Raw genomic sequence first — 19,120 nt, 5'->3', positions numbered from 1 at the left:
AGTAAACGAAAATAATCGTAGTATACACTCACGTCTATCTGCTTGCCCAATATTCCATATAAAGGTTATGATATTTCTCGAATAGCGAACAAGAAAAAAATCATGAATTTAACCTACACGCAAGCTTTTTTTCTACAATAGATAAACCATTCCATTCTGAATGGGCAGGGAAAGGAAGTAGAAATATGACGAAACTCTTATCTCAGGCTAGAATCACTTCTCTAGGCTATTATGTTCCTGAGCAAAGACTAACGAATACTGACATGGAGCAACTGGTCGACACTTCACATGAATGGATTGTACAACGAACGGGAATTGTGGAGAGACGAAAGTCTAATGAGCATCAATATACGAGCGACCTGAGCATTCGCGCGGTTCAAAATCTGATCGATCGATTTCAAAAGCAAGTGGATGACGTTGACTTTATTCTCGTATGTACGATAACACCTGACTATGGCTTTCCAAGTGTAGCCGCTCGTGTGCAAGCTCACTTTGGCATTTCGCGCTGCGGCACATTAGATATTAATGCAGTTTGTGCGGGATTCGCTTATGGTCTTCACTTAGCTAACTCTTTAATTACATCAGGACTTCACAACAAAGTGCTCGTCATTGGAGCAGAAACACTAACCAAGATTACAGATTATACAGACCGTACGACTTGCATTTTATTTGGAGACGGAGCTGGTGCTGCCCTTGTAGAGCGCGATGCCCAACATCCTAGCTTCATTAGCGCGGTTCAAGGAACAAAAGGTGAAGGTGGTAAGCATGTATATTTATCAGGCTTGTCTCAGACGATCGACGGACAGCCCATGAATAGCCCGAATAAAATGTGGCAAAATGGACGAGAAGTGTACCGCTGGGCAACGACAACCGTATCAGAGGGCATTCAAGCGCTTGTTCAACAAGCCGATTTTTCTTTAGAAAAGATTAACTGGATTGTCCCACATAGCGCCAACCAACGCATTTTAGAGTCGATCAGCGAGCGCATCGATGTTCCGATCGAGCGCTTTCTATCAAGCATTGAATATTACGGAAATACCTCTACGGCTTCGATTCCACTTGCTATTCAAGTTGGGCTTGAACAGGGTAAACTGCAAAATGGGGACCATCTCATTCTGTTCGGGTTCGGTGGCGGGTTAACGTATGCTGGACTCCTCATTCAATGGAATCTTGACCCGGAGACAACATAAAGACGTTGTAGCAGGATCGTTTATGGAGTATAGATGCTTCATAGGCGATCCTTTCTTCTACTTGTTCTTATTTATCTATTTTGCTTCTGCTGATACAAATCAAGTAAATGGGTTAAGTAATACGTATCGACTTCATTTTCATGAAATGAACCAATCGGACGGACCCCTATTCACGTAAATGAGAAGTCTATACCTATTCAACTTTCAAAGTGAGGCAGCCCAATCATGACAGGTCAAATGGACAGTACAGTATTTGCTTATATGGTTAATCAAGCTTCGAACGGTCTCGCGCTCTTGTCTCCTACCGATGGGACATGGATCAGCATCAATCCTGCATACAGTAATATGCTTGGCTATACGCCAACTGAACTGATGAGTGTAACAGACAAAACGCTAACGCATCCTGATGATCAAGACCGATGCGAGGTGGAATCTATATTAGCTCAGATTCGAACCTCTCCAAAAGAAAAATATACGTTTCAAAAGCGCTACCTGCATAAGGATGGGCATGAAGTATGGGCAGCTATTACGGTTTCGATCTTTACTAATCCCGAATCGGAAGTTCCTATGTATCTGGTTCAAGAAGCCGTTGATATCAGTGCCCGAAAAATGAACCTGGAATCTGCGAAACCAATATATACAGATGACGAATGCTTGTACCAGTCTATGTCCCAAGCCTTTCGCATTGCCAATATGGGCTCCTGGTACTGGGATTTGACCAATGATCGCCTGCACTTTTCTCAGGAAGCTCGGCTTATTTTTGATCATATGCTTCAATCAACTTATTTCAATGAAATTCCTTTCTCGCAGTTCGTCCATCCTGACGATTATGCCAATATCGAACATTGTATTCATGAAGCAATTGTTCACGGCAAATCAGGTGATGTTGTCCATCGCATCAACCTTCCCGGACAAGTCACGAAGACCGTTCATGCGCAATGGGAAATACTCAAGGATGGGAACGGCAAACCGATTCAACTCATCGGGATGGTTCAAGATATTACAGCACGGGTACGAACAGAGAAACGGCTGCAGGAAAGCGAGAAGAACTATCGACGCATATCTGAATATGCGCTCGACTTTATTTCCCGTCATGCACCTGATAACGATGCGACTTTTCTGTATGCTTCGCCAATCTGTCGGCGCATGCTAGGCTATGAGCCAGAAGAGATGATAGGCACCACAGGGACAAGCTATGTTCATCCCCAAGATGCAGATTCGTTCCGCAACTATTTATCGGACATTGGGCAAGGAAAAGAATCTGAACCCGTTTCTTTCCGCTTCCGTCGTCATGATGGTTCGTATATGTGGTTCGAGACGACCAGTCAATGTATGTATGATGAGCATGGACAAGTACAAGAACTAATCGCCATTTCACGTGATATTACGGAACGCAAGCGATTAGACCTGCAACTCCAAGAGTATAAGTCCTTATTTGAATACAATCCGTCAGGTGTTGCTTCACTTGACTTGGAAGGCAATTTGTTAAGCGCGAATTATGGTCAAGAAATGCTGACAGGGTATACGCAGCAGGAACTAATCGAGTGTCATTTTGGACCGCTCGTTGACCCGGAAGATTTAGCAAAAACATCGTATCACTTTAATCTCGCCAAACAAGGACTGCCGCAAATGTATCAGATTGGGCTTAAGCATCGTGACGGTCATCGAATTGATGTCGATGTTATTAATGTTCCGATTATTTTGGATGATCGAATTGTCGGCGTGTACGGTATTACGACAGATATTACTGAAAGAATGCGTTATATCGAGCAAATAGAGAAGTTGAGCAATGAGCATGCTCTAATTCTCAACTCCGTAACGGAAGGCATATTTGGACTCGATCTGGATGGTCGCTCCATGTTTATTAACCCTTCTGGCGCAGCCATGCTTGGCTTCACCCAAGAGGAGTGGTGCGGAAGCAATCATCTTGGCTGGATCGAGCAAATAGGTCAGGATAACTGCTATTATCCTGTTCATGGGACGCCGATCGAATTAGCGCTCCACCAAGGAATATCACTAGATGCAAATGAAGCGGTCTTCTGGCGCAAAGATGGCACCAGCTTCCTAGCCAGTTATCAAGTTACACCGATCTATGACAAAGGTGAACGCAAAGGGGCTGTCGTGACATTTCACGATGTTACGAATGCGAAAGAGCTCCTTAAGGCGAAGGAGGCTGCTGAACAAGCGGATCGTGCCAAATCTGAATTTTTAGCGGTTGTCAGTCATGAACTGCGCACCCCGATGAACGGCATTATCGGTATGATTCATTTACTAAGTGATACCCAGTTAACAGAAGAACAGCACATGTATACCGAAATCGTAAAACAGAGCAGCGACACCCTGCTCCACCTGCTTAACGAGATCCTTGATTTCAGCAAAATTGAAGCCGGCAAGATGGATCTTCATCATGAGCCGGTACACATGCAATCGATCATTGATACGATTATGAACTTATTCCGTGCAAGAGCGGCAGAGAAGCAACTTGGCTTAACGTATTCCATCGATAGCGATCTCCCGTTGTTCTTAGGAGACGCTTCACGGATTAAGCAAGTGCTTCTCAACCTGACGAGCAATGCAATCAAGTTCACTGAATCAGGAAGCATTGGCATTACCATCGAAATAGCGAGAGGCGCGGATGATCGTGACATGCTGCTTATTTGCTCCGTTCAGGATACAGGGATTGGCATCGATATGGACAAGCAGCATTTGCTGTTCCAATCCTTCACCCAGCTACACCCTGCCATTAATCGCAAATATGGCGGAACAGGACTTGGGCTTGCCATTTGCAAAAAACTTGTAGAGTTAATGGGCGGTATGATTACCGTATCCAGCGAGGTTGGTGCTGGCTCGACCTTCACGTTTTCCTTGCCTTGTGCCGCAGTCGAATCGGAAGAATGGCTCAACTTGAGATAAAACCTATTACAATCCTTTTTTCTTATAAGTTGAAAACATCATGCATGTAACAAAACAAAGGAGTGATTCACGATGGGATATTACGTAACCGTTGAAAAAGATGTAAATGTATATGTAGAGGATGTTGGCGCCGGCACTCCAGTCGTCTTTATCCATGGATGGCCTGTCAATCACCATATGTTCGAGTACCAAACTTCGCAGTTGCCTAAGCACGGCTATCGGACAATAGGTATTGATTTGCGAGGATTCGGCAAGTCTGATCGACCATGGCATGGCTATTCCTATGATCGGATGGCGGATGATATTCATGAAGTGTTGGAAAGCCTCCAATTGAACAATGTAAGGCTCATTGGATTCTCTATGGGAGGCGCCATAGCAATTCGTTATATGGCGCGCCATGCAGGGAAAAGAGTATCACAGCTTGTACTAGCAGGTGCTGCTGCTCCCGCCTTTACCCAAAGGCCTGACTTCCCTCATGGGCTCCCTAAAGCTGAAATTGATGATCTGCTGGAGCAAGTGGATAAAGACCGCCCGCAACTACTGAGCGACTTCGGAAATATCTTTTTTGCCCAGCCGATCAGCGACAGCTTCCGCAATTGGTTCCAAATGCTCGGGCTAGAAGCTGACTCTCATGCAACCTATGAAACGTTAAAGTCGCTACGAGATGAGGATCTGCGAGACGATCTCAGCAAGATTTATGTCCCGACTGCTATTTTCCACGGCAAGCAGGACAAAATCACCCCGTTTTCACTGGCTACTGTCATGAATGAAGGTATAGAGGGATCACATCTTGTCCCATTTGTACAATCCGGGCATGGCAGTTTCTACGATGAACGCGAGAAGTTCAACAAAGAGCTACTGTCGTTTCTCGATAGCCTAAAGTATTTTACAGGTGAGAAAGAGGAGTAAAGGGTTGCTTACACCAGCGCTCGATTTAAATTGTTAAATAAACATACTGAACCTTCCCCATCAATATGGAGTGAAGGTTTTTTATGTGCAGCATGCCATCTCAGATCGTGAAAATGTGTATGTCCACTCGCACAACTTGCCTAATAAAGGCTCAAATGTATAACCGTCCCGCGAGCAAGAAATATAGTATAATAGAGCATGTTGAAGTTATGATCGTTACTCAAACCTGTATATAAAGGGAATTCGATATGACGTTAGGAGCAAATACGAATTCGCCGCGACATAGAAAGGGATTACCGATGAGAATTAATAAATTTATTAGTGAGACAGGCATCTGCTCCAGACGCGAAGCTGACAAGTGGGTAGATGCCAAGCGTGTTACGATTAACGGCAAGGTAGCCGAATTAGGGAGCACAGTAGAAGACGGCGATGATGTTCGTGTAGATGGCAAGCCAATCGGAAATAAAAGAAAAACCGTATACATCGCTTTGAATAAACCTGTAGGAATTACGAGCACAACCGAGCATCATGTCCAAGGCAATATCGTTGACTTCGTAAATCACAAAGAGCGCATTTTCCCGATTGGACGTCTTGATAAAGATTCTGAAGGGTTGATCTTGCTTACGAATGACGGGGATATCGTCAACAAAATTTTACGAGCAGAGAACGATCACGATAAGGAATACATCGTAACCGTGGATAAGCCTATTAATCAAACATTCGTGGACGGCATGTCCCGTGGCGTTCGAATTCTAGGTACAAAAACAAAGCCTTGCCAAGTGACCCAAATTGGTGAGCGTATGTTCAATATTGTGCTGACGCAAGGATTGAATCGCCAAATTCGCCGCATGTGCGAAGTGTTCGGCTTTAAGGTCGTGAAGCTGAAACGCATCCGTATTATGAACGTTCATCTGGGCAGCCTGAAAAAAGGACAATGGCGTGATTTGACTGATAAAGAACTTGCTGAAATTATGAAGCTGACTGGGCATGTGAGCCGAGACGGTAAAAAAGGAAGGGCCTAAGAGGAGAGACTGAAGAACTTACTTTTTTGAGCAGAAAGCAAACATGAATGTAAAAAAAGACGACTTTCACACTCATCATTGAGCCTAAAAGTCGTCTACTTCTATTTTGCCAACCTAACCGTTCTCTCTAGTTACCAATAGGCTGAGGATCATTCTGTTTAATTTCTTGCGCCCAAATTTGTTCCATGGTTTCATGAGAAATATCTTTGGTCATATCTTCTTCCGTCGCATATGTGAATACGATAACGGTGCGTCTAGATGATCCTACCAATGGACTTATCCTATGCAAAGTTGTATTCGCCTTCATAAAGTAGCATTTCCCTTGCGGGATATACTTGGAATTTACCGTATGTGTATCCAATATCTTTTGCACACAATTTTTTTTATCCGTTTGATCCCACTCCGTGTGAGGAATATATTCGATTAAAGCCCCCTCTTCTGGCCTCGGTGCTTCGACAATCCAGATAAGCGCGAACGTGTAGTCGTCCCAATGCCAGCCATGTGTATCACCTGTCGCTTGTTGACTATTAATAATATATTCTTCAGGTTGATACGGTACTGGAAGTATAGCTTGATTATTATTAATAGATGCGAGATATTGCTTAATCGGCTCCGAAGCAAAGAAAGCCGGAATATACTGACCATGCTGAGCAATCGCATCTCGGCCTACACTATTAAAATTGCGCGGCGTATTTCCTGTTTCTTTAATAACGAGATCCCTCCGCACACCATAGTGGTGAAGGATCGATAACGCCTCATCTTCCATTTTGATCCGTAATGATTCCGGCAACATCGCCTCGAATACGACCATATCATTCATTGAAAAATCGTGACGAAGCTGTTCGTTTAGCGTATCCGGCAAGCTATTAAGGTGCTGTATAACTTCTGCATCAAATTGTTCTTGAAAGTTCATATTAATCCCTCACTCCGTTTTATAGTCGATACAAGTTAAATAATGTAATGGTTCTTGCCATTAGATACACTTAGACTTAGTGGTGTAAAATTTTGAAATCATATAAATAAACAGAATCCCTTCCTATTTCTTTTTTCAAATCGGGTAATTTCAAAGTATTTACTACTTTGCCTTCCAAATTGTACGTTTCAATCTGATGGGATTTGCTCTTCTCATGGAAGTGATAGAAATACAAATGATCATTATGGAAATAGACGATTTCATCCTGGAGTTTTTCATCACGTTGATAATCATTGAGGTGGAATTTTTTATTTAGCTTTTTCGTTTCTAAGTTGTAGGTGTACACGTCCCCATATCCATCAACGAAATAGACCTGTCCATCTTTGAGGTAAATACTTTCCTTATTGAAGAAATAATACTTAGTGTTAGAACCATCGTATTGAAGTAAAGGATGCTTCTTAAAAGGAGTCTTGTTGTCCTTCGCTACTTGCATCAGATTCAGCTCAACCTTATTGCCTATAAGATCAGCGTAGACACCTACCATGTCATCACCCACAGCAATCAGCTTGGTGAACATAAACCTGCCTTCCTCGGTGCTTTTTTCTAGAAGTGTTTTACTGTCGAACTTCAGCTGATCGCCTTGGATTGAAGCTTTATGGAAAAACTTCTTAGAAGGATCCTCCACATCAGAGGAAATATAATAAATATGCTTGCCATCATTTCCTGTTGCTTCAACAAATTCACGAATGTCTTTACAGTAATGCTTCGTTTCGTCTCCCCAACGTACTTTAGAAATGTAATACTTCATGTCGTCACTAAATCTTCCATTGAAAATGGAATAGTACGTTTTTCCGCCATTTAATTTCCCTGATGACTGCCCGTAACCTGCCGGCACTTTGCAATCTTCTTTGTATGGGGTTGTTTGAATATTGTTATCAGCTTGAATAGTCAGCATTTGCTCCTTCTGATTAAGCAGTAACGATTGCCCGAGCGGAATGACTGAATTTAACTCCAAGCCTCGCTTCTTAATCTTCGTATACTTTCCTTGCTTATCAATCAGAAACAAATAACTCAAGCCATCTCCTATTCGCTCATGCGGAAGGTCGGTAGAATAATAAACAATAGCATGCGGATCATCTTTAAGCTTTACTGTTTCTGGAGCCACCTCCTTATTCGTAGCAGAGTCTGTACAAGCCGTCACAATGAGCAGCATGATAGCAATCAACAAAGTAAGCCGTACCCGAAAAGACCTTCGTTTCGCTTGAAATATCATTTGTATTAGCAGTCTCCCAGAATGTAGATTTAGAGGTTCATAATTACTGAACCTCTTTCATTGCTTGTACTCACACATATAGCTATAGGAAGGATTAATTATAAAATTTAAGCGTTTTAACTAAGCTGGAGTCACGGATATCTTTTGGATATACACCCAAACCGCCGTTTTTATCGAGATCAATATTCGCTACGCTTTTAAAAGCGCACCATACAAGCTGGGAACAGTTGAAGGAATTAACGTTACAGAAACGGTTGTGGAAAAATTGGATGTCATAATCCAGTCCCACTTTTCCTTTTGCCCATTCTGTTGCACTATGGTTTTGTGCAGTAGATGTGACGTTTACTTGCATAATGCGAGCGCCACTCTTTACTTTACGATCGGCTACCGCTGCAAGAATAACACCATATTTCGGGCTAGATGATTCAACAATCGTGCTAGGAGTGTAGTACAAACCTACATGTCCATGCTCAACGCCAGCAAAGGAAGCTGGCTGATAGAACAAGTTACCTTTAGCACTTGGATCCAACTGAATAGTTCCACCATCAACCGGTGAACCATACGCAATAACATCTTCCGGCTGACTTAAGAGTTCATTCAAAATTTGAGTAGTAATTTGCTGTTCTGATAGACCTGAGTGCTTTGTTAACTCCACAATACTTTGTTTCAAATCTTCTTTGGTTAGACCATTTCCATGCAAGGACACGATTTGATCCAATTGCTGATTCGTAGAACCAGCTGCTGCCTGTAGTGGAGCAGCTATTAACATCAATGCACACAATGTTAAGAACAGTATTTTTTTCATCTACTAATCTCCTTCATAATGAATTTATGATATGGCTAGATATCATCTTTATTACATTTTGAATCAATATTGCCATAAAAAACGCCTAAGTCTGCATTGCAGATTCTACGATGGTGCTACAAGAGTGGTAGTTCTCCATATGACCATGAAGAAATGCATACGTATGCGCTAGTTGATAGGAGAATGTTCCTTTGCGAATCGTATCTAGGTAGTAGCTTCCTCCACCGCCACCAGAAGAGGAGACGCCACTGTTAGTTTGAAAAGCATTTATGTACATAGTGGTATAAAAATTGTAATTAGTATTTATGATCAATATTTGGATGAAAGCGTACCGAATTACTATAGATTATAGCAGCCATAGAAGCACGAAATTAAAACTGGTTAGTTTCTAATACAAATGACATAGGCAGTGGAGTAAGAGAAGATATTATGATGCAATTACAATTGAACGTAGTTGTCGTACCAACATTAAAAAAACGAAAAGGTAGTAAGCGTTATCGGAGTATCAAATGCGAAGAATGATATTATTAATTAAATACATATGTATACATCAATAAATAGTTACAAAAAAACTCCTTCAGCAAGATGTTACATTAGGGATTGAGATAGGGTTATCATTTTACTTAGCTGAGAAATGATCCAAATTCCATTCACCATTTCAATTGGTAATTAGATGCGAATTACATCCAAAATGAGAACATTCATAAAACTACTGGATACTTTTCTATATCCTGTTACACCCTTTGATTTCCAATATACTCCTTTTAGATATCAAGTTCAAGCACTTCTTAACATTTTTCATCATGCATATAGAGACAGTATGTCTAGACTTTCATTCTCTTATGATTATTATCTATAAAGAAAAAAACCACCCTACTGGGTGATTTTTAAAAAAAACTTTAGGTACCAAACCCACATGGAATTGACTGCACAAACAATCACCTCGCTACAGGACAGTACCAACTAACCTTCTATCTTATTTCTTTGACTGACTCGGACTTGTATTCACCAGCACGGCCAGCTTTCTTTCGCTCTTAACCATTGGAGAGTTGCACTGAACGCACGTTGGCTCAGATGAGAAGACGAAATTATCTCTCATCCAACCTTTACAGTCCTCACTTGTACAAGCCCATATGGATGTGATTTCTTCAGGAATGTCATCTTGAGGTTTCTTACGTGAATTATACATGAACCATCCCTCTTTCTTTTCAAGATTCACATGCGATACAATAAGTGCCCCAAACGCTATGTTCGGGGCACTTACTTCAGCGTGCAATAACTTCGATAGTTGTATTATAACACATTTGAGCGCAAATCTTTCACAGTAGAAAAAAATTTTTCCAACGCCCTTTATGGCAACCAATCTTTTGCATGATCAGGAGCGATGAGATTGAGGCCACTACTGATATCATATGCACATGCTTCGTTAAACATGACAGCTTTTCGGTAATTATTTCATTTCTCTAGTCAGAAACACAGCCGTTCCCGCTTCCTACAGAATAAGTTAAATCAACTTCACATAAAGGGAGTGGGTACTCATCGGTACTTTAAAACATTCGAAAGCGTTCAAGGCCGTCCTAAAAGGGCGTAACGAAGTTCCACCAGTCAAAACGAAAGCATCAGGAATTGCAGTACTTAAGGTGATTAACAGTGGAACACAAATCAGGTTCCGTCTTGCCGTTCGAAACATTTCCAAATTGCGTGATGCACACATTCATCTTGGACGAAAAGGAGCTAACGGACCGGTTGTCGCATTTTTATTCGGCACTACCAAGTATCCAATATCGGTTAAAAAGGGCTTCGTTACAGGTGTATTAACAAGCAACGATCTAGTCGGGCCTCTGGCTGGCAGAACGATCGCGGATTTAATCGCTGAGATCAAAAGCGGCAATGCTTACGTTAACGTTCACACAGTTAAGCATCCGAATGGAGAAATTCGCGGACAACTCCGTCGCTAAATGGCTATTTCAACAAAAAACACGGATTTCTAATTATCCGTGTTTTTTTGTGTCTATTTTATTTTCTACCGTAGTCCGCTTTAATCTCACCCCACTGTTGGGTCTGCCACTTCAGCAACTTATTCTCATAGCTATTTGCTTGCAGCCATTGCAGTGCTCGATCCACCAACGTCCACACTTCCTTTGTTGATTCATTCCGCTCCAGTGTCGTAGCTACCTTCTTCTCACGCACCCACTTCAAAGCAGTTTGAGAATCACTGTATACCGTCTTGTTGCTGCCTTGTTTCTTTAAGTATGCCAATGAATGAACAATTGCTAAAAATTCCCCCAAATTGTTCGTCCCGTTCTGAACGGGGCCGTGAGCGAATAGAACTGCCCCTGTCTTCGTATCTACACCCCTATATTCAATAGGGCCCGGATTGCCCTTCGTGCCAACGTCTACCGAGATACTATTATAATCAATTTCGGCTGTCGTATGAATTACAGATGAAGCAGACCGCCTCTTCTCTGATGCCTGATTGCTACTCTTCCCATAGTGACGAGCCCATCCATCTTTATAGGCTTGTTCTGCTTCTTCTTTAGACGTAAACGATTTATATTTGGCATCTTTAAATGCCTCAACTTGTACTCGACATTCATTCCAGTTCGTATAAATACCAGGTGTGTTCCCAACCCACACGACATAATACTTCTGCTTAGCCACACTCATTCTCCTTTACGTAAACATTACTCCTTACTTCTTATCGCCTTACCTTACCACACGTAAACCTCCATGCATACTTAGTTGTTTAACACTAAGGAATTGAACTACACACAGCCTCTATTATGAATGTGAATATACTGTCACAACATTTCCTTTATTCGGATAGGATTAATGTGAAAAAGGTGTTCATCCCACCTATTTTTCGTTAAAATGAATACGTTCCCAACAAGTTTGAATCATACATCATGACCACACACAAGGAAAGGATGCATTGACAGATGAGAAAATTTTTTGCATGTATACTAAGCCTCTACCTTATTCTAGTTCCTACTCAAGTATGGGCTCACAGTAATCTTACGGAGTCGATTCCTGCTATAGATGCAGTCGTGAAGGAAGATGTCAAAGCACTTCAGTTAACGTTTAATACAGACATACTCAAAGGAAGTACGTTCACCCTTGCAAATGAAGCTGGGCAAACCATTGCTGTAGACACGATTCAAATTGATGGACCTCATTTGAAAGGTACGACATCAGCTCCATTGCCTAATGGAAAAATAACAGTAAACTGGTCTATCATCGGAGCAGACGGTCATCTTATCCACGGGAACTACCAATTTACGGTACAAAATAAGCAAACCGCAGCTAACGATGATAAGAAACAGACAACTACCACTACAGACGCAGCTACCTCTGTAGACGAGCAACAAAATACATCCAAACTTGACGGTGACAGTCTATTGCTCCCTATTATCGTCGTCGTGCTCGGAATCGCAGTTATCGTATTGTTCTTTATTATGAAAAAGAAAGACGCTAATTCATGATTGGGCTGTTGACCGTTACCGAAGCAGCTTTATACGTGTGCTTCGCTATATTAATTGGGGGACTATTTCTATATTGTCTACCCGAACGCACTCGTCCATCCTATACACTGCCTACTTGTTTATTAACGGGCAGCAGCTTATTAATAGCTCTGTTATCATTTACACCACTTATTCCTATTTTGGATTTTCTAGCGGAACAATCGGGGCAAACGTTCTCACTATTCCGTTATCTTCTGAGTTCCGATATGGGGATTCAATGGTTGACACTTGGCTTAGCTGCGATCCTGTTAGCAGTATTTATTCAGCTTATCGATATAAAAGCTTCTAGAGGTGCAGCTACTACTGCATTCGTCTGGAGCTTACTACTGAGTGTCCTAATCGCTTGGACGAGTCATGCTTCATCCGTGGATGCGATAGGAGGATTTATTGCGCACTGGGTTCATTTTGCCGCCGTATGCCTGTGGTTTGGCATTTTGCTCATAGTTAGTTGGTTCTCTACCAGCGAATCACGCTGGAACACATTCATGAACTGGTACTCACCATTAGCCATTGGATGTATGACTGCCATTACAGCAGCAGGCCTTATCCTAATGGAATATATTACGCCGGCTTATTGGGATTCTTGGCTGTTGCCTTACGGACAAGCACTGTTGTTGAAGCATCTCTTATATGCTGTATTAATAAGCCTAGCATTCATCAATGGATTTTTACTTAGAAAGAAAATGCATATAAAATGGCTGCGCGCAGAGACAATCGTCGTTGTTATTATTTTGCTAGTGACCGCATTTATGACGCATTCCGCTTCACCCCGTGATGTAGCACAAGTACTCCAAACGGATGGTGTATCGCAATGGTTTGAACTGCTGCACCAAGGGGGTTGGAGCATCTACTGGCGGGTGGACTTAGCCTTTAATAGTTACACGTTAATACTAACCATCATAGCTATGCTATTCGCCGCTCTGATGGTTATGGCTTATCAGAAGAAACAATCTCCATTTGTGTTCATTACGATAGGTTGTTTAGCAGTTGTTACGGTGTTTCTAGCCGTCCTTATATCGATCGTACCTACTGTAGTTTAACTATGCAAAGATCGATGCTGACATGCCACTATGTACTGCTTACTACACACCATGAAAGCTTAATTATCAAGTGGGAACATATAAAGGGCTCTCTAGTCCGTCAATTGCGACGGCAAGAGAGCCCTTTTATTATTTACAACACAATCTCATTAGAAGCGGAAGACAATGCATTGCCTGTTCCGTTAGCCCCGTTGGAAATAGATAACACAAACACTTTATATGTTACGCCCCTTTGAATAGAGCTTCCATATATGTCAACGTCACTCGTTGACCAAGTAATCGTGTTGTCTCCATTGCCATTTGAGAACTTATAGCGATTAGAATGAACTTGGTTAGCTTGCTCCAACGTAAAGCTTCCTGCTGCATATGTCGGAACGACCATCACCGCATAATAAGCGACTTGATTGGAGTTCGTTGGTTTTTCAAATACAGATTTAAAGCTATATCCATTGCCATCTGAATATGCAGCTACATAATTTACAGCAGGCACTGCTTGCTCAGATAACGTAAACTCAGCATAACCATTAGACAGCGAACTTGTTTGATGTGGATTATTGCTAGCAACGGTAAGCACATACGCACGGTACGAAATACCTTTCACTAGTGGGTTTCCAAACATATCCTTAGCCGTATCTGAAATTTGCTGCTTTGCATATACACCTTGCTTAGCAACTCTCGTAAAATTGGACTCCCCGACACTCAGGGCAGTCGTCGCATTAATTACATGTGCTTGTTCAGCACGAACGAGCACAATCCGGTATTCTTTCACATTAGATTCGTTGCCGTTCGTAATGAAACTAATATCAATTTTACGATTTGTCGTATGCTGGTTCACAACTTGAGCCGTTACATTTGTTACAGGGCTAGTGTTCAGCGTACCAGATAACGTAAATTCACCCGATGGTGCAGACAACGTGTTGCCGTATAAACCAATGGACATGATGTAAACTCGATATTTTTCACCGCTTCGGATTGGGTTTCCATCAACATCTTTCATATCAGGAAGCATCGCTTGTGTAATATGTTTTCCTGTCTTACTCACATAAGCTTGATAAGAGCTATTTACATTGTTCGCATGAGCCAATGTGAAATTTGCAGCTTGGTGAGCTTTCACGATTAGAACGCGATAGTGATTGATATTCGACTCATCCCCCGCGCGGTTAAAGGAAACCTGCACATCACGTCCATCGTTGAAATCGCTAATGTCACGTACATGAACATTTGAAGCTGCTTGCACACTTGAGTTGCCCGACAACGTAATCGAATCGGAAGCAGTGGATAAAACGTTGTAATGCTGATTATTGTTGACTGCCATTACAAACACTTTATAGCTCTCTCCACTTTTAATCGGTACACCGTCGATATCACGTGTAAAGGAAGTCAGTGTTTGACTAATATTTCCACCCGTCTTGTTTACGTACGTAAAGTTACCTGTTCCCACACTATTCGCTTGATGTAAAGTGAAATGATGTGCTTGTGTCGACTTCACTACATAAATTCGATAGTGATTAAAACTGGACTCATCATACACTTTATTAAAGGAAACCGTTAAATCTCGACCATCCTGATAATCATTTACATCTCTTACTGTTACATTAGTCGGAGCATTCGAATGATTATTATTAGATAACGTCATCATTTGAGATGGAGCAGACAATCTATCCTTGTTCCAAGACACCGCCATGACGAACACGTGATAGCTTTCCCCATTACGAAGATATGATCCGTCCACATCTCTCGCACTAGAAGTAAGGTTCACTTTATAGTTATAGTAGCCGTTTTTACTTACTTCTATATATCTACCAGACGATACTTTACCTGCCTGGGCAAGATCAAAACTGCTCACATTTCTTGACTTGACCACAAAGACACGATATTGACTGACGGTAGACTCATCATCGGCACGATTAAAGCTTACTTCTAAGTCACGCCCGTCTCCATAGTTGCTTACATCTTCAACCTTAGTGATGACTGGCAGACCAGAAGCACTTTCCAATGTAATCACAGATCCAGTAGACAATTTGTTAGGCGAAGCGTAGGAATTGTTGCTCACTGACAATACAAATACCGTGTAGGATTCACCATTACGAATGTAATCGCCTGCTGTATCCTTCGCTGTCGAATTCAACTTCTCCGTAAGGGTAGATCCATTCTTATATACCGTACTGTAATGCTGACTAGGAACGGCATTTGCCGCATTGAGATCAAAACGATGTGCATCCTTCGTCTTAACAACCATTACGCGATAATTGGACACTAGGTCATCATTGTACGGTCTTGAGAAACTAACCGATAGATCGCGTCCATCTCCGTAATCACTTACATCCGTTGCCTTCACATTTGTAACCGTGATTCCTGTTGCACTCTCTGGGATCTTCACCGTAGAAGACGCATACGATAGCCCAGATCTCTGATTCAAACCTTGCGTCAGTATATACACCTTATAGGACTGATTCGATCGAATAACATCTCCATCAACATCACGCAAACTTGCTGGCAAATTAACGGACTGGTTAATGCCATGTGTATTCACTTCTGTATAATTGCCATGCGATGCTGACTTCGCTCTCGATTCGTTAAAGCTGCTAGAATTGTCAGCTTTAACAACTAAAATACGATAGTTCTTCACATTTGCCTCGGTGGAAGATTTATCAAAGTGAACCGTAATATCGCTTGCGTCACCTGACTTACCTGTAATCTCAGCTCTAACATTTCGAACAGCCGAGAAGGAAGTATGGTCTGGATTTTGCGGCGTGCCTGGATCTGGGTTGCTGCCAGAACCATCCGAAGTCGTGATGTGTACCGTTCTGCTATATGGCTCGTAATCAGCAAACGCACCAAAGGATTGGCTGACAAACCGGACAGGAACCATCGTTCTGTTCCTTATCGTCTGCGCAGGTACATCCATCGTAACATTTTTACCATTTACTTTTGCAATCTTGGACCCTAGCTTTAATACAACAGTCGTTCCGCTTTTGCTTGATGTTACTGTTCTTGTCTTAGCATCATAATGAACCGTTGCATTTAGCCCCTCGAATACGGATTTGAGTGGAAGCAGCGTTCTGCTGTTTACCACAATAGGCGGCTGAGGTGTGGATAAATATTCCCCATCAATATAAACTTTTATAGCTGGTGCGGCATGTGTTTGCGCTGAAAATAAGGATAATGAGCTACCAATTAATAACGCAGATAACAGAACTCGCATTTTCCTCATACTTGCATCCTCCTGATCGACTTAATAAGGCGAATTTTACCTATATGTAAAGAGTCGAAAAGTAAGGAAAATGTTTCATGTTTTCCTGCTTAAGTTGTGTCTATTTTATGAACATTTACTTACAAATATCAATTCCTAACTAATATTGATACTTTTGCTGATATTCGCCGCCCTTTAACGCTGAGATACTATCTCCTTATACAACCATTTCATAACTCTGATAGGCCATACTTCGTACGATATTCATCTGCTAACATACTCATCGTAATAACATCATGGTATTGATGATGATAATAGAGTGCCTTACGCTTAATCCCTTCACGTACAAAGCCCAATTTCTCATACACATGCGCAGCGCGTGGATTGAAAGTGAACACTTCGAGTTCAATTCGCTGCAAATTGAGCACACCAAATCCATACTCGAGCAGCAATGGCATTGCCTCTTGTCCAAATCCCTGACCCTGATGTTTCTCATAACTAATCGCGATGCGAATGCCCGCACTGCGGTTAATGGTATCAATATCTTGAAGCGCAATATCACCTATGACTTCATCTGATTCCTTTAATGCAATTAGCAGCAATACACTTGAATTATCTTGTGATTTGGCCTCGATATAACGAGAAATCTGCTCCTTGGTTGCAAACCTATGCGTACCCGTCAGTCTTCTCGTTTCTTCCACATACAGTTGTTCATAATACATTCCTGCATCTTCCGCATTAATGGGACGCAAATATACACGGCTTCCTGTCAGCAATTTGGGTTGAGTTGTAGCGATAGTCATCATAATCCCCCTTTTCGTTATATACCTATCGTAGTGAACAACTGTATACTTCTAAATAGACAGAATCGTTAAAAAAAAAAGGACAGATGGAGGACAACTTCATGTTCATAGCTCCTAAGCTTGATGAGCAAAGCAAAACGCCCTTTTATCTTCAGCTATACGAGTTCTTCAAACAAGAAATACGACTAGGAAATCTATCCCCCAATACTCGTATGCCTTCTTTGCGTAAACTTGCAGAGCAGCTTAATGTGAGTACGACTCCTGTAGAGCTTGCCTTTCAGCAGTTAGTGGCAGAAGGATTTATAAAGAGCAGGCCAAAGAGTGGTTACTATGTTCAAGCGCTGCACCCTATCTACCATAAGTACGCAGCATCTGCTCAACAACCATCAACGCATCGGATAACAGCACGAGATCCTCACTGTTATCGCTATGATTTTCATATATCAAAAAATGACTTTTCCACGTTTCCGCATCGTGTTTGGAGGGGTTTATTACACGATGCAATCGATCACACCGATGGCTTACAGTATGGTAATCCACAAGGAGAACCTGCACTGCGACAAAGCATTGTGACATACTTGCGCCGCTACCGAGGACTTCGCTGCACGCCTGACCAAGTCATAGTCGGTGCGGACCAATACATACTTACTTCATTGTTGAGCTTACTGCTCAAACATAGCGGCAGTGGCAATCGACTAGGCATCGAAGATCCTTGTTATCATCTGGTGCCAGCCACTTTTAAAAATCATGGATATGAAATCGTCCCCATCCCGCTGCAAGAAAACGGAATTCAGATCGAGCCATTGTACAATTCGAATATAAATATCGTCTACACAGCCCCCTCGCACCAGTTTCCAACAGGGCTGATGACATCAATCACTAAGCGCATTCAACTATTGGAATGGGCCAACGATTCACAAGGTTTCATCATTGAAGATGACTATGGCGGTGAATTCCGCTATCATGGTCGATCCATTCCATCCATCCAAGGGCTGATCGAAAATAGTCCCGTCATTTACTTAGGGAGCTTTTCTCAGGCGATTGCACCTACTTTTTGCATTCATTACATGATTCTGCCTAATCGCTTACTACCTGCTTACCATCAACTAAAATGGGAGCTGTACCTAGAGCACTCCGCTTCTAGAATCAATCAGCTTGCTCTACATCAGTTTATGGAAAAAGGACATTTCGAGAAGCACCTGCGACGAATGCGTCAGCTATATAAGAGAAAGCACGATATCTTAATCCGATCAATTCAAGAGCACTTTCAAGGTCGTGCTGTCGTAACAGGAACAGACGCTGGCTTTCATATTCTTTTGAACGTTCATGATCAGCGCTCAGAAGAAGAGCTTGTTGAGCTAGCTAAAGCAGCCGATATACGAGTAACACCTATGTCTTTTACATGGTGGATACCCTATCGACGTAATGAGCTTCATTTCATAATCGGTTTCGGCGGAATCCCAGTGGAGTTAATAGATGAAGGAATACAGCGCTTAAAAGAGGTATGGTTCCCTGAATGAAACAAAAGACTGAACCCA

General features: G+C 42.0%; 15 protein-coding genes. 8 read left to right on the top strand and 7 right to left on the bottom strand.

The window, feature by feature from the left end; all coding sequences use genetic code 11:
* Positions 1-185 precede the first annotated feature (185 nt).
* From H580_RS0108975 to rluF, 4 genes are all read left to right on the top strand, one after another.
* Positions 186-1,190 carry a ketoacyl-ACP synthase III gene (locus H580_RS0108975; RefSeq protein WP_028594476.1) on the top strand — a complete coding sequence of 335 codons (1,005 nt, stop codon included), beginning with the start codon at positions 186-188 and terminating at the stop codon, positions 1,188-1,190.
* A gap of 225 nt (positions 1,191-1,415) precedes the next feature.
* On the top strand, positions 1,416-4,103 hold the full coding sequence (locus H580_RS23815) for a PAS domain S-box protein (protein WP_051217354.1): 2,688 nt from the start codon (positions 1,416-1,418) through the stop codon (positions 4,101-4,103).
* 72 nt (positions 4,104-4,175) lie between these two features.
* Positions 4,176-5,012, top strand: a complete 837-nt coding sequence (locus H580_RS0108965) for an alpha/beta fold hydrolase (RefSeq protein ID WP_028594475.1) — start codon at positions 4,176-4,178, stop codon at positions 5,010-5,012.
* Between the two features lie 299 nt (positions 5,013-5,311).
* Complete coding sequence (rluF, locus tag H580_RS0108960) at positions 5,312-6,034, top strand: 23S rRNA pseudouridine(2604) synthase RluF (RefSeq protein WP_028594474.1); 723 nt, start codon at positions 5,312-5,314, stop codon at positions 6,032-6,034.
* Positions 6,035-6,161: 127 nt separating this feature from the next.
* Here rluF and H580_RS23810 read toward each other — a convergent pair whose 3' ends face one another.
* The 4 genes from H580_RS23810 to H580_RS0108940 all read right to left on the bottom strand — a co-directional run bounded on the left by H580_RS23810 (position 6,162) and on the right by H580_RS0108940 (position 10,214).
* On the bottom strand, positions 6,162-6,947 hold the full coding sequence (locus tag H580_RS23810) for a HalD/BesD family halogenase (protein ID WP_036604935.1): 786 nt from the start codon (positions 6,945-6,947) through the stop codon (positions 6,162-6,164).
* 76 nt (positions 6,948-7,023) lie between these two features.
* The gene (locus H580_RS0108950) at positions 7,024-8,220 is read right to left on the bottom strand and encodes a hypothetical protein (protein ID WP_028594473.1); all 1,197 of its coding nucleotides are present in this window, start codon (positions 8,218-8,220) and stop codon (positions 7,024-7,026) included.
* 94 nt (positions 8,221-8,314) lie between these two features.
* Positions 8,315-9,025 carry a hypothetical protein gene (locus H580_RS0108945; protein WP_028594472.1) on the bottom strand — a complete coding sequence of 237 codons (711 nt, stop codon included), beginning with the start codon at positions 9,023-9,025 and terminating at the stop codon, positions 8,315-8,317.
* A gap of 976 nt (positions 9,026-10,001) precedes the next feature.
* On the bottom strand, positions 10,002-10,214 hold the full coding sequence (locus H580_RS0108940) for a cold-shock protein (protein ID WP_028594471.1): 213 nt from the start codon (positions 10,212-10,214) through the stop codon (positions 10,002-10,004).
* Between the two features lie 349 nt (positions 10,215-10,563).
* Here H580_RS0108940 and H580_RS0108935 point away from each other — a divergent pair, with 349 nt between their 5' ends.
* Positions 10,564-10,983, top strand: a complete 420-nt coding sequence (locus tag H580_RS0108935) for a CHRD domain-containing protein (protein ID WP_028594470.1) — start codon at positions 10,564-10,566, stop codon at positions 10,981-10,983.
* Positions 10,984-11,041: 58 nt separating this feature from the next.
* On the opposite strand, the gene rnhA is transcribed toward H580_RS0108935, so the two are convergent.
* A complete protein-coding gene (gene rnhA, locus H580_RS0108930; protein ID WP_028594469.1) occupies positions 11,042-11,686 on the bottom strand; it encodes a ribonuclease H in 645 nt (214 codons plus the stop codon).
* A gap of 278 nt (positions 11,687-11,964) precedes the next feature.
* Between rnhA and H580_RS23805 the strand changes: the two genes are divergently transcribed.
* Positions 11,965-12,507: a copper resistance CopC family protein gene (locus H580_RS23805; RefSeq protein ID WP_028594468.1), complete on the top strand. Its 543-nt coding sequence runs from the start codon at positions 11,965-11,967 to the stop codon at positions 12,505-12,507.
* Positions 12,504-13,586, top strand: coding sequence for a copper resistance D family protein (locus H580_RS0108920; protein ID WP_028594467.1), 1,083 nt, complete (start codon positions 12,504-12,506; stop codon positions 13,584-13,586). The genes H580_RS23805 and H580_RS0108920 overlap by 4 nt, the downstream gene beginning before the upstream one ends.
* Before the next feature lie 133 nt (positions 13,587-13,719).
* Here the strand turns inward: H580_RS0108920 and H580_RS0108915 are convergent, their stop codons facing one another.
* The gene (locus tag H580_RS0108915; RefSeq protein WP_028594466.1) at positions 13,720-16,800 is read right to left on the bottom strand and encodes a copper amine oxidase N-terminal domain-containing protein; all 3,081 of its coding nucleotides are present in this window, start codon (positions 16,798-16,800) and stop codon (positions 13,720-13,722) included.
* Positions 16,801-17,009: 209 nt separating this feature from the next.
* Entirely contained in the window at positions 17,010-17,585 is a 576-nt protein-coding gene (locus H580_RS0108910; RefSeq protein ID WP_028594465.1) for a GNAT family N-acetyltransferase, read from the bottom strand.
* 98 nt (positions 17,586-17,683) lie between these two features.
* Here H580_RS0108910 and pdxR point away from each other — a divergent pair, with 98 nt between their 5' ends.
* Positions 17,684-19,102 (top strand): MocR-like pyridoxine biosynthesis transcription factor PdxR, encoded by a 1,419-nt coding sequence (gene pdxR / locus H580_RS0108905; protein ID WP_028594464.1) that lies wholly within the window; start codon positions 17,684-17,686, stop codon positions 19,100-19,102.
* Positions 19,103-19,120 lie beyond the last annotated feature (18 nt).

This window comes from Paenibacillus assamensis DSM 18201 (genome assembly GCF_000422445.1).
In the GTDB taxonomy this organism is placed as follows: Bacteria; Bacillota; Bacilli; order Paenibacillales; family Paenibacillaceae; genus Paenibacillus_B; species Paenibacillus_B assamensis.
The sequence above is the reverse complement of the archived record's forward strand: the minus strand, read 5'-3'. Positions and strand labels throughout refer to the sequence as shown.

Bases quoted from the DNA above. Each gene is read 5' to 3' on its own strand.
- H580_RS0108950 (WP_028594473.1), bottom strand. From the start codon at position 8,220: ATGATATTTCAAGCGAAACGAAGGTCTTTTCGGGTACGGCTTACTTTG.
- H580_RS0108940 (WP_028594471.1), bottom strand. From the start codon at position 10,214: ATGTATAATTCACGTAAGAAACCTCAAGATGACATTCCTGAAGAAATC.
- H580_RS0108915 (WP_028594466.1), bottom strand. From the start codon at position 16,800: ATGAGGAAAATGCGAGTTCTGTTATCTGCGTTATTAATTGGTAGCTCA.
- H580_RS0108910 (WP_028594465.1), bottom strand. From the start codon at position 17,585: ATGATGACTATCGCTACAACTCAACCCAAATTGCTGACAGGAAGCCGT.
- H580_RS23810 (WP_036604935.1), bottom strand. From the start codon at position 6,947: ATGAACTTTCAAGAACAATTTGATGCAGAAGTTATACAGCACCTTAAT.
- H580_RS0108945 (WP_028594472.1), bottom strand. From the start codon at position 9,025: ATGAAAAAAATACTGTTCTTAACATTGTGTGCATTGATGTTAATAGCT.
- H580_RS0108965 (WP_028594475.1), top strand. From the start codon at position 4,176: ATGGGATATTACGTAACCGTTGAAAAAGATGTAAATGTATATGTAGAG.
- H580_RS0108975 (WP_028594476.1), top strand. From the start codon at position 186: ATGACGAAACTCTTATCTCAGGCTAGAATCACTTCTCTAGGCTATTAT.
- H580_RS23805 (WP_028594468.1), top strand. From the start codon at position 11,965: ATGAGAAAATTTTTTGCATGTATACTAAGCCTCTACCTTATTCTAGTT.
- rluF (WP_028594474.1), top strand. From the start codon at position 5,312: ATGAGAATTAATAAATTTATTAGTGAGACAGGCATCTGCTCCAGACGC.
- pdxR (WP_028594464.1), top strand. From the start codon at position 17,684: ATGTTCATAGCTCCTAAGCTTGATGAGCAAAGCAAAACGCCCTTTTAT.
- H580_RS0108920 (WP_028594467.1), top strand. From the start codon at position 12,504: ATGATTGGGCTGTTGACCGTTACCGAAGCAGCTTTATACGTGTGCTTC.
- H580_RS23815 (WP_051217354.1), top strand. From the start codon at position 1,416: ATGACAGGTCAAATGGACAGTACAGTATTTGCTTATATGGTTAATCAA.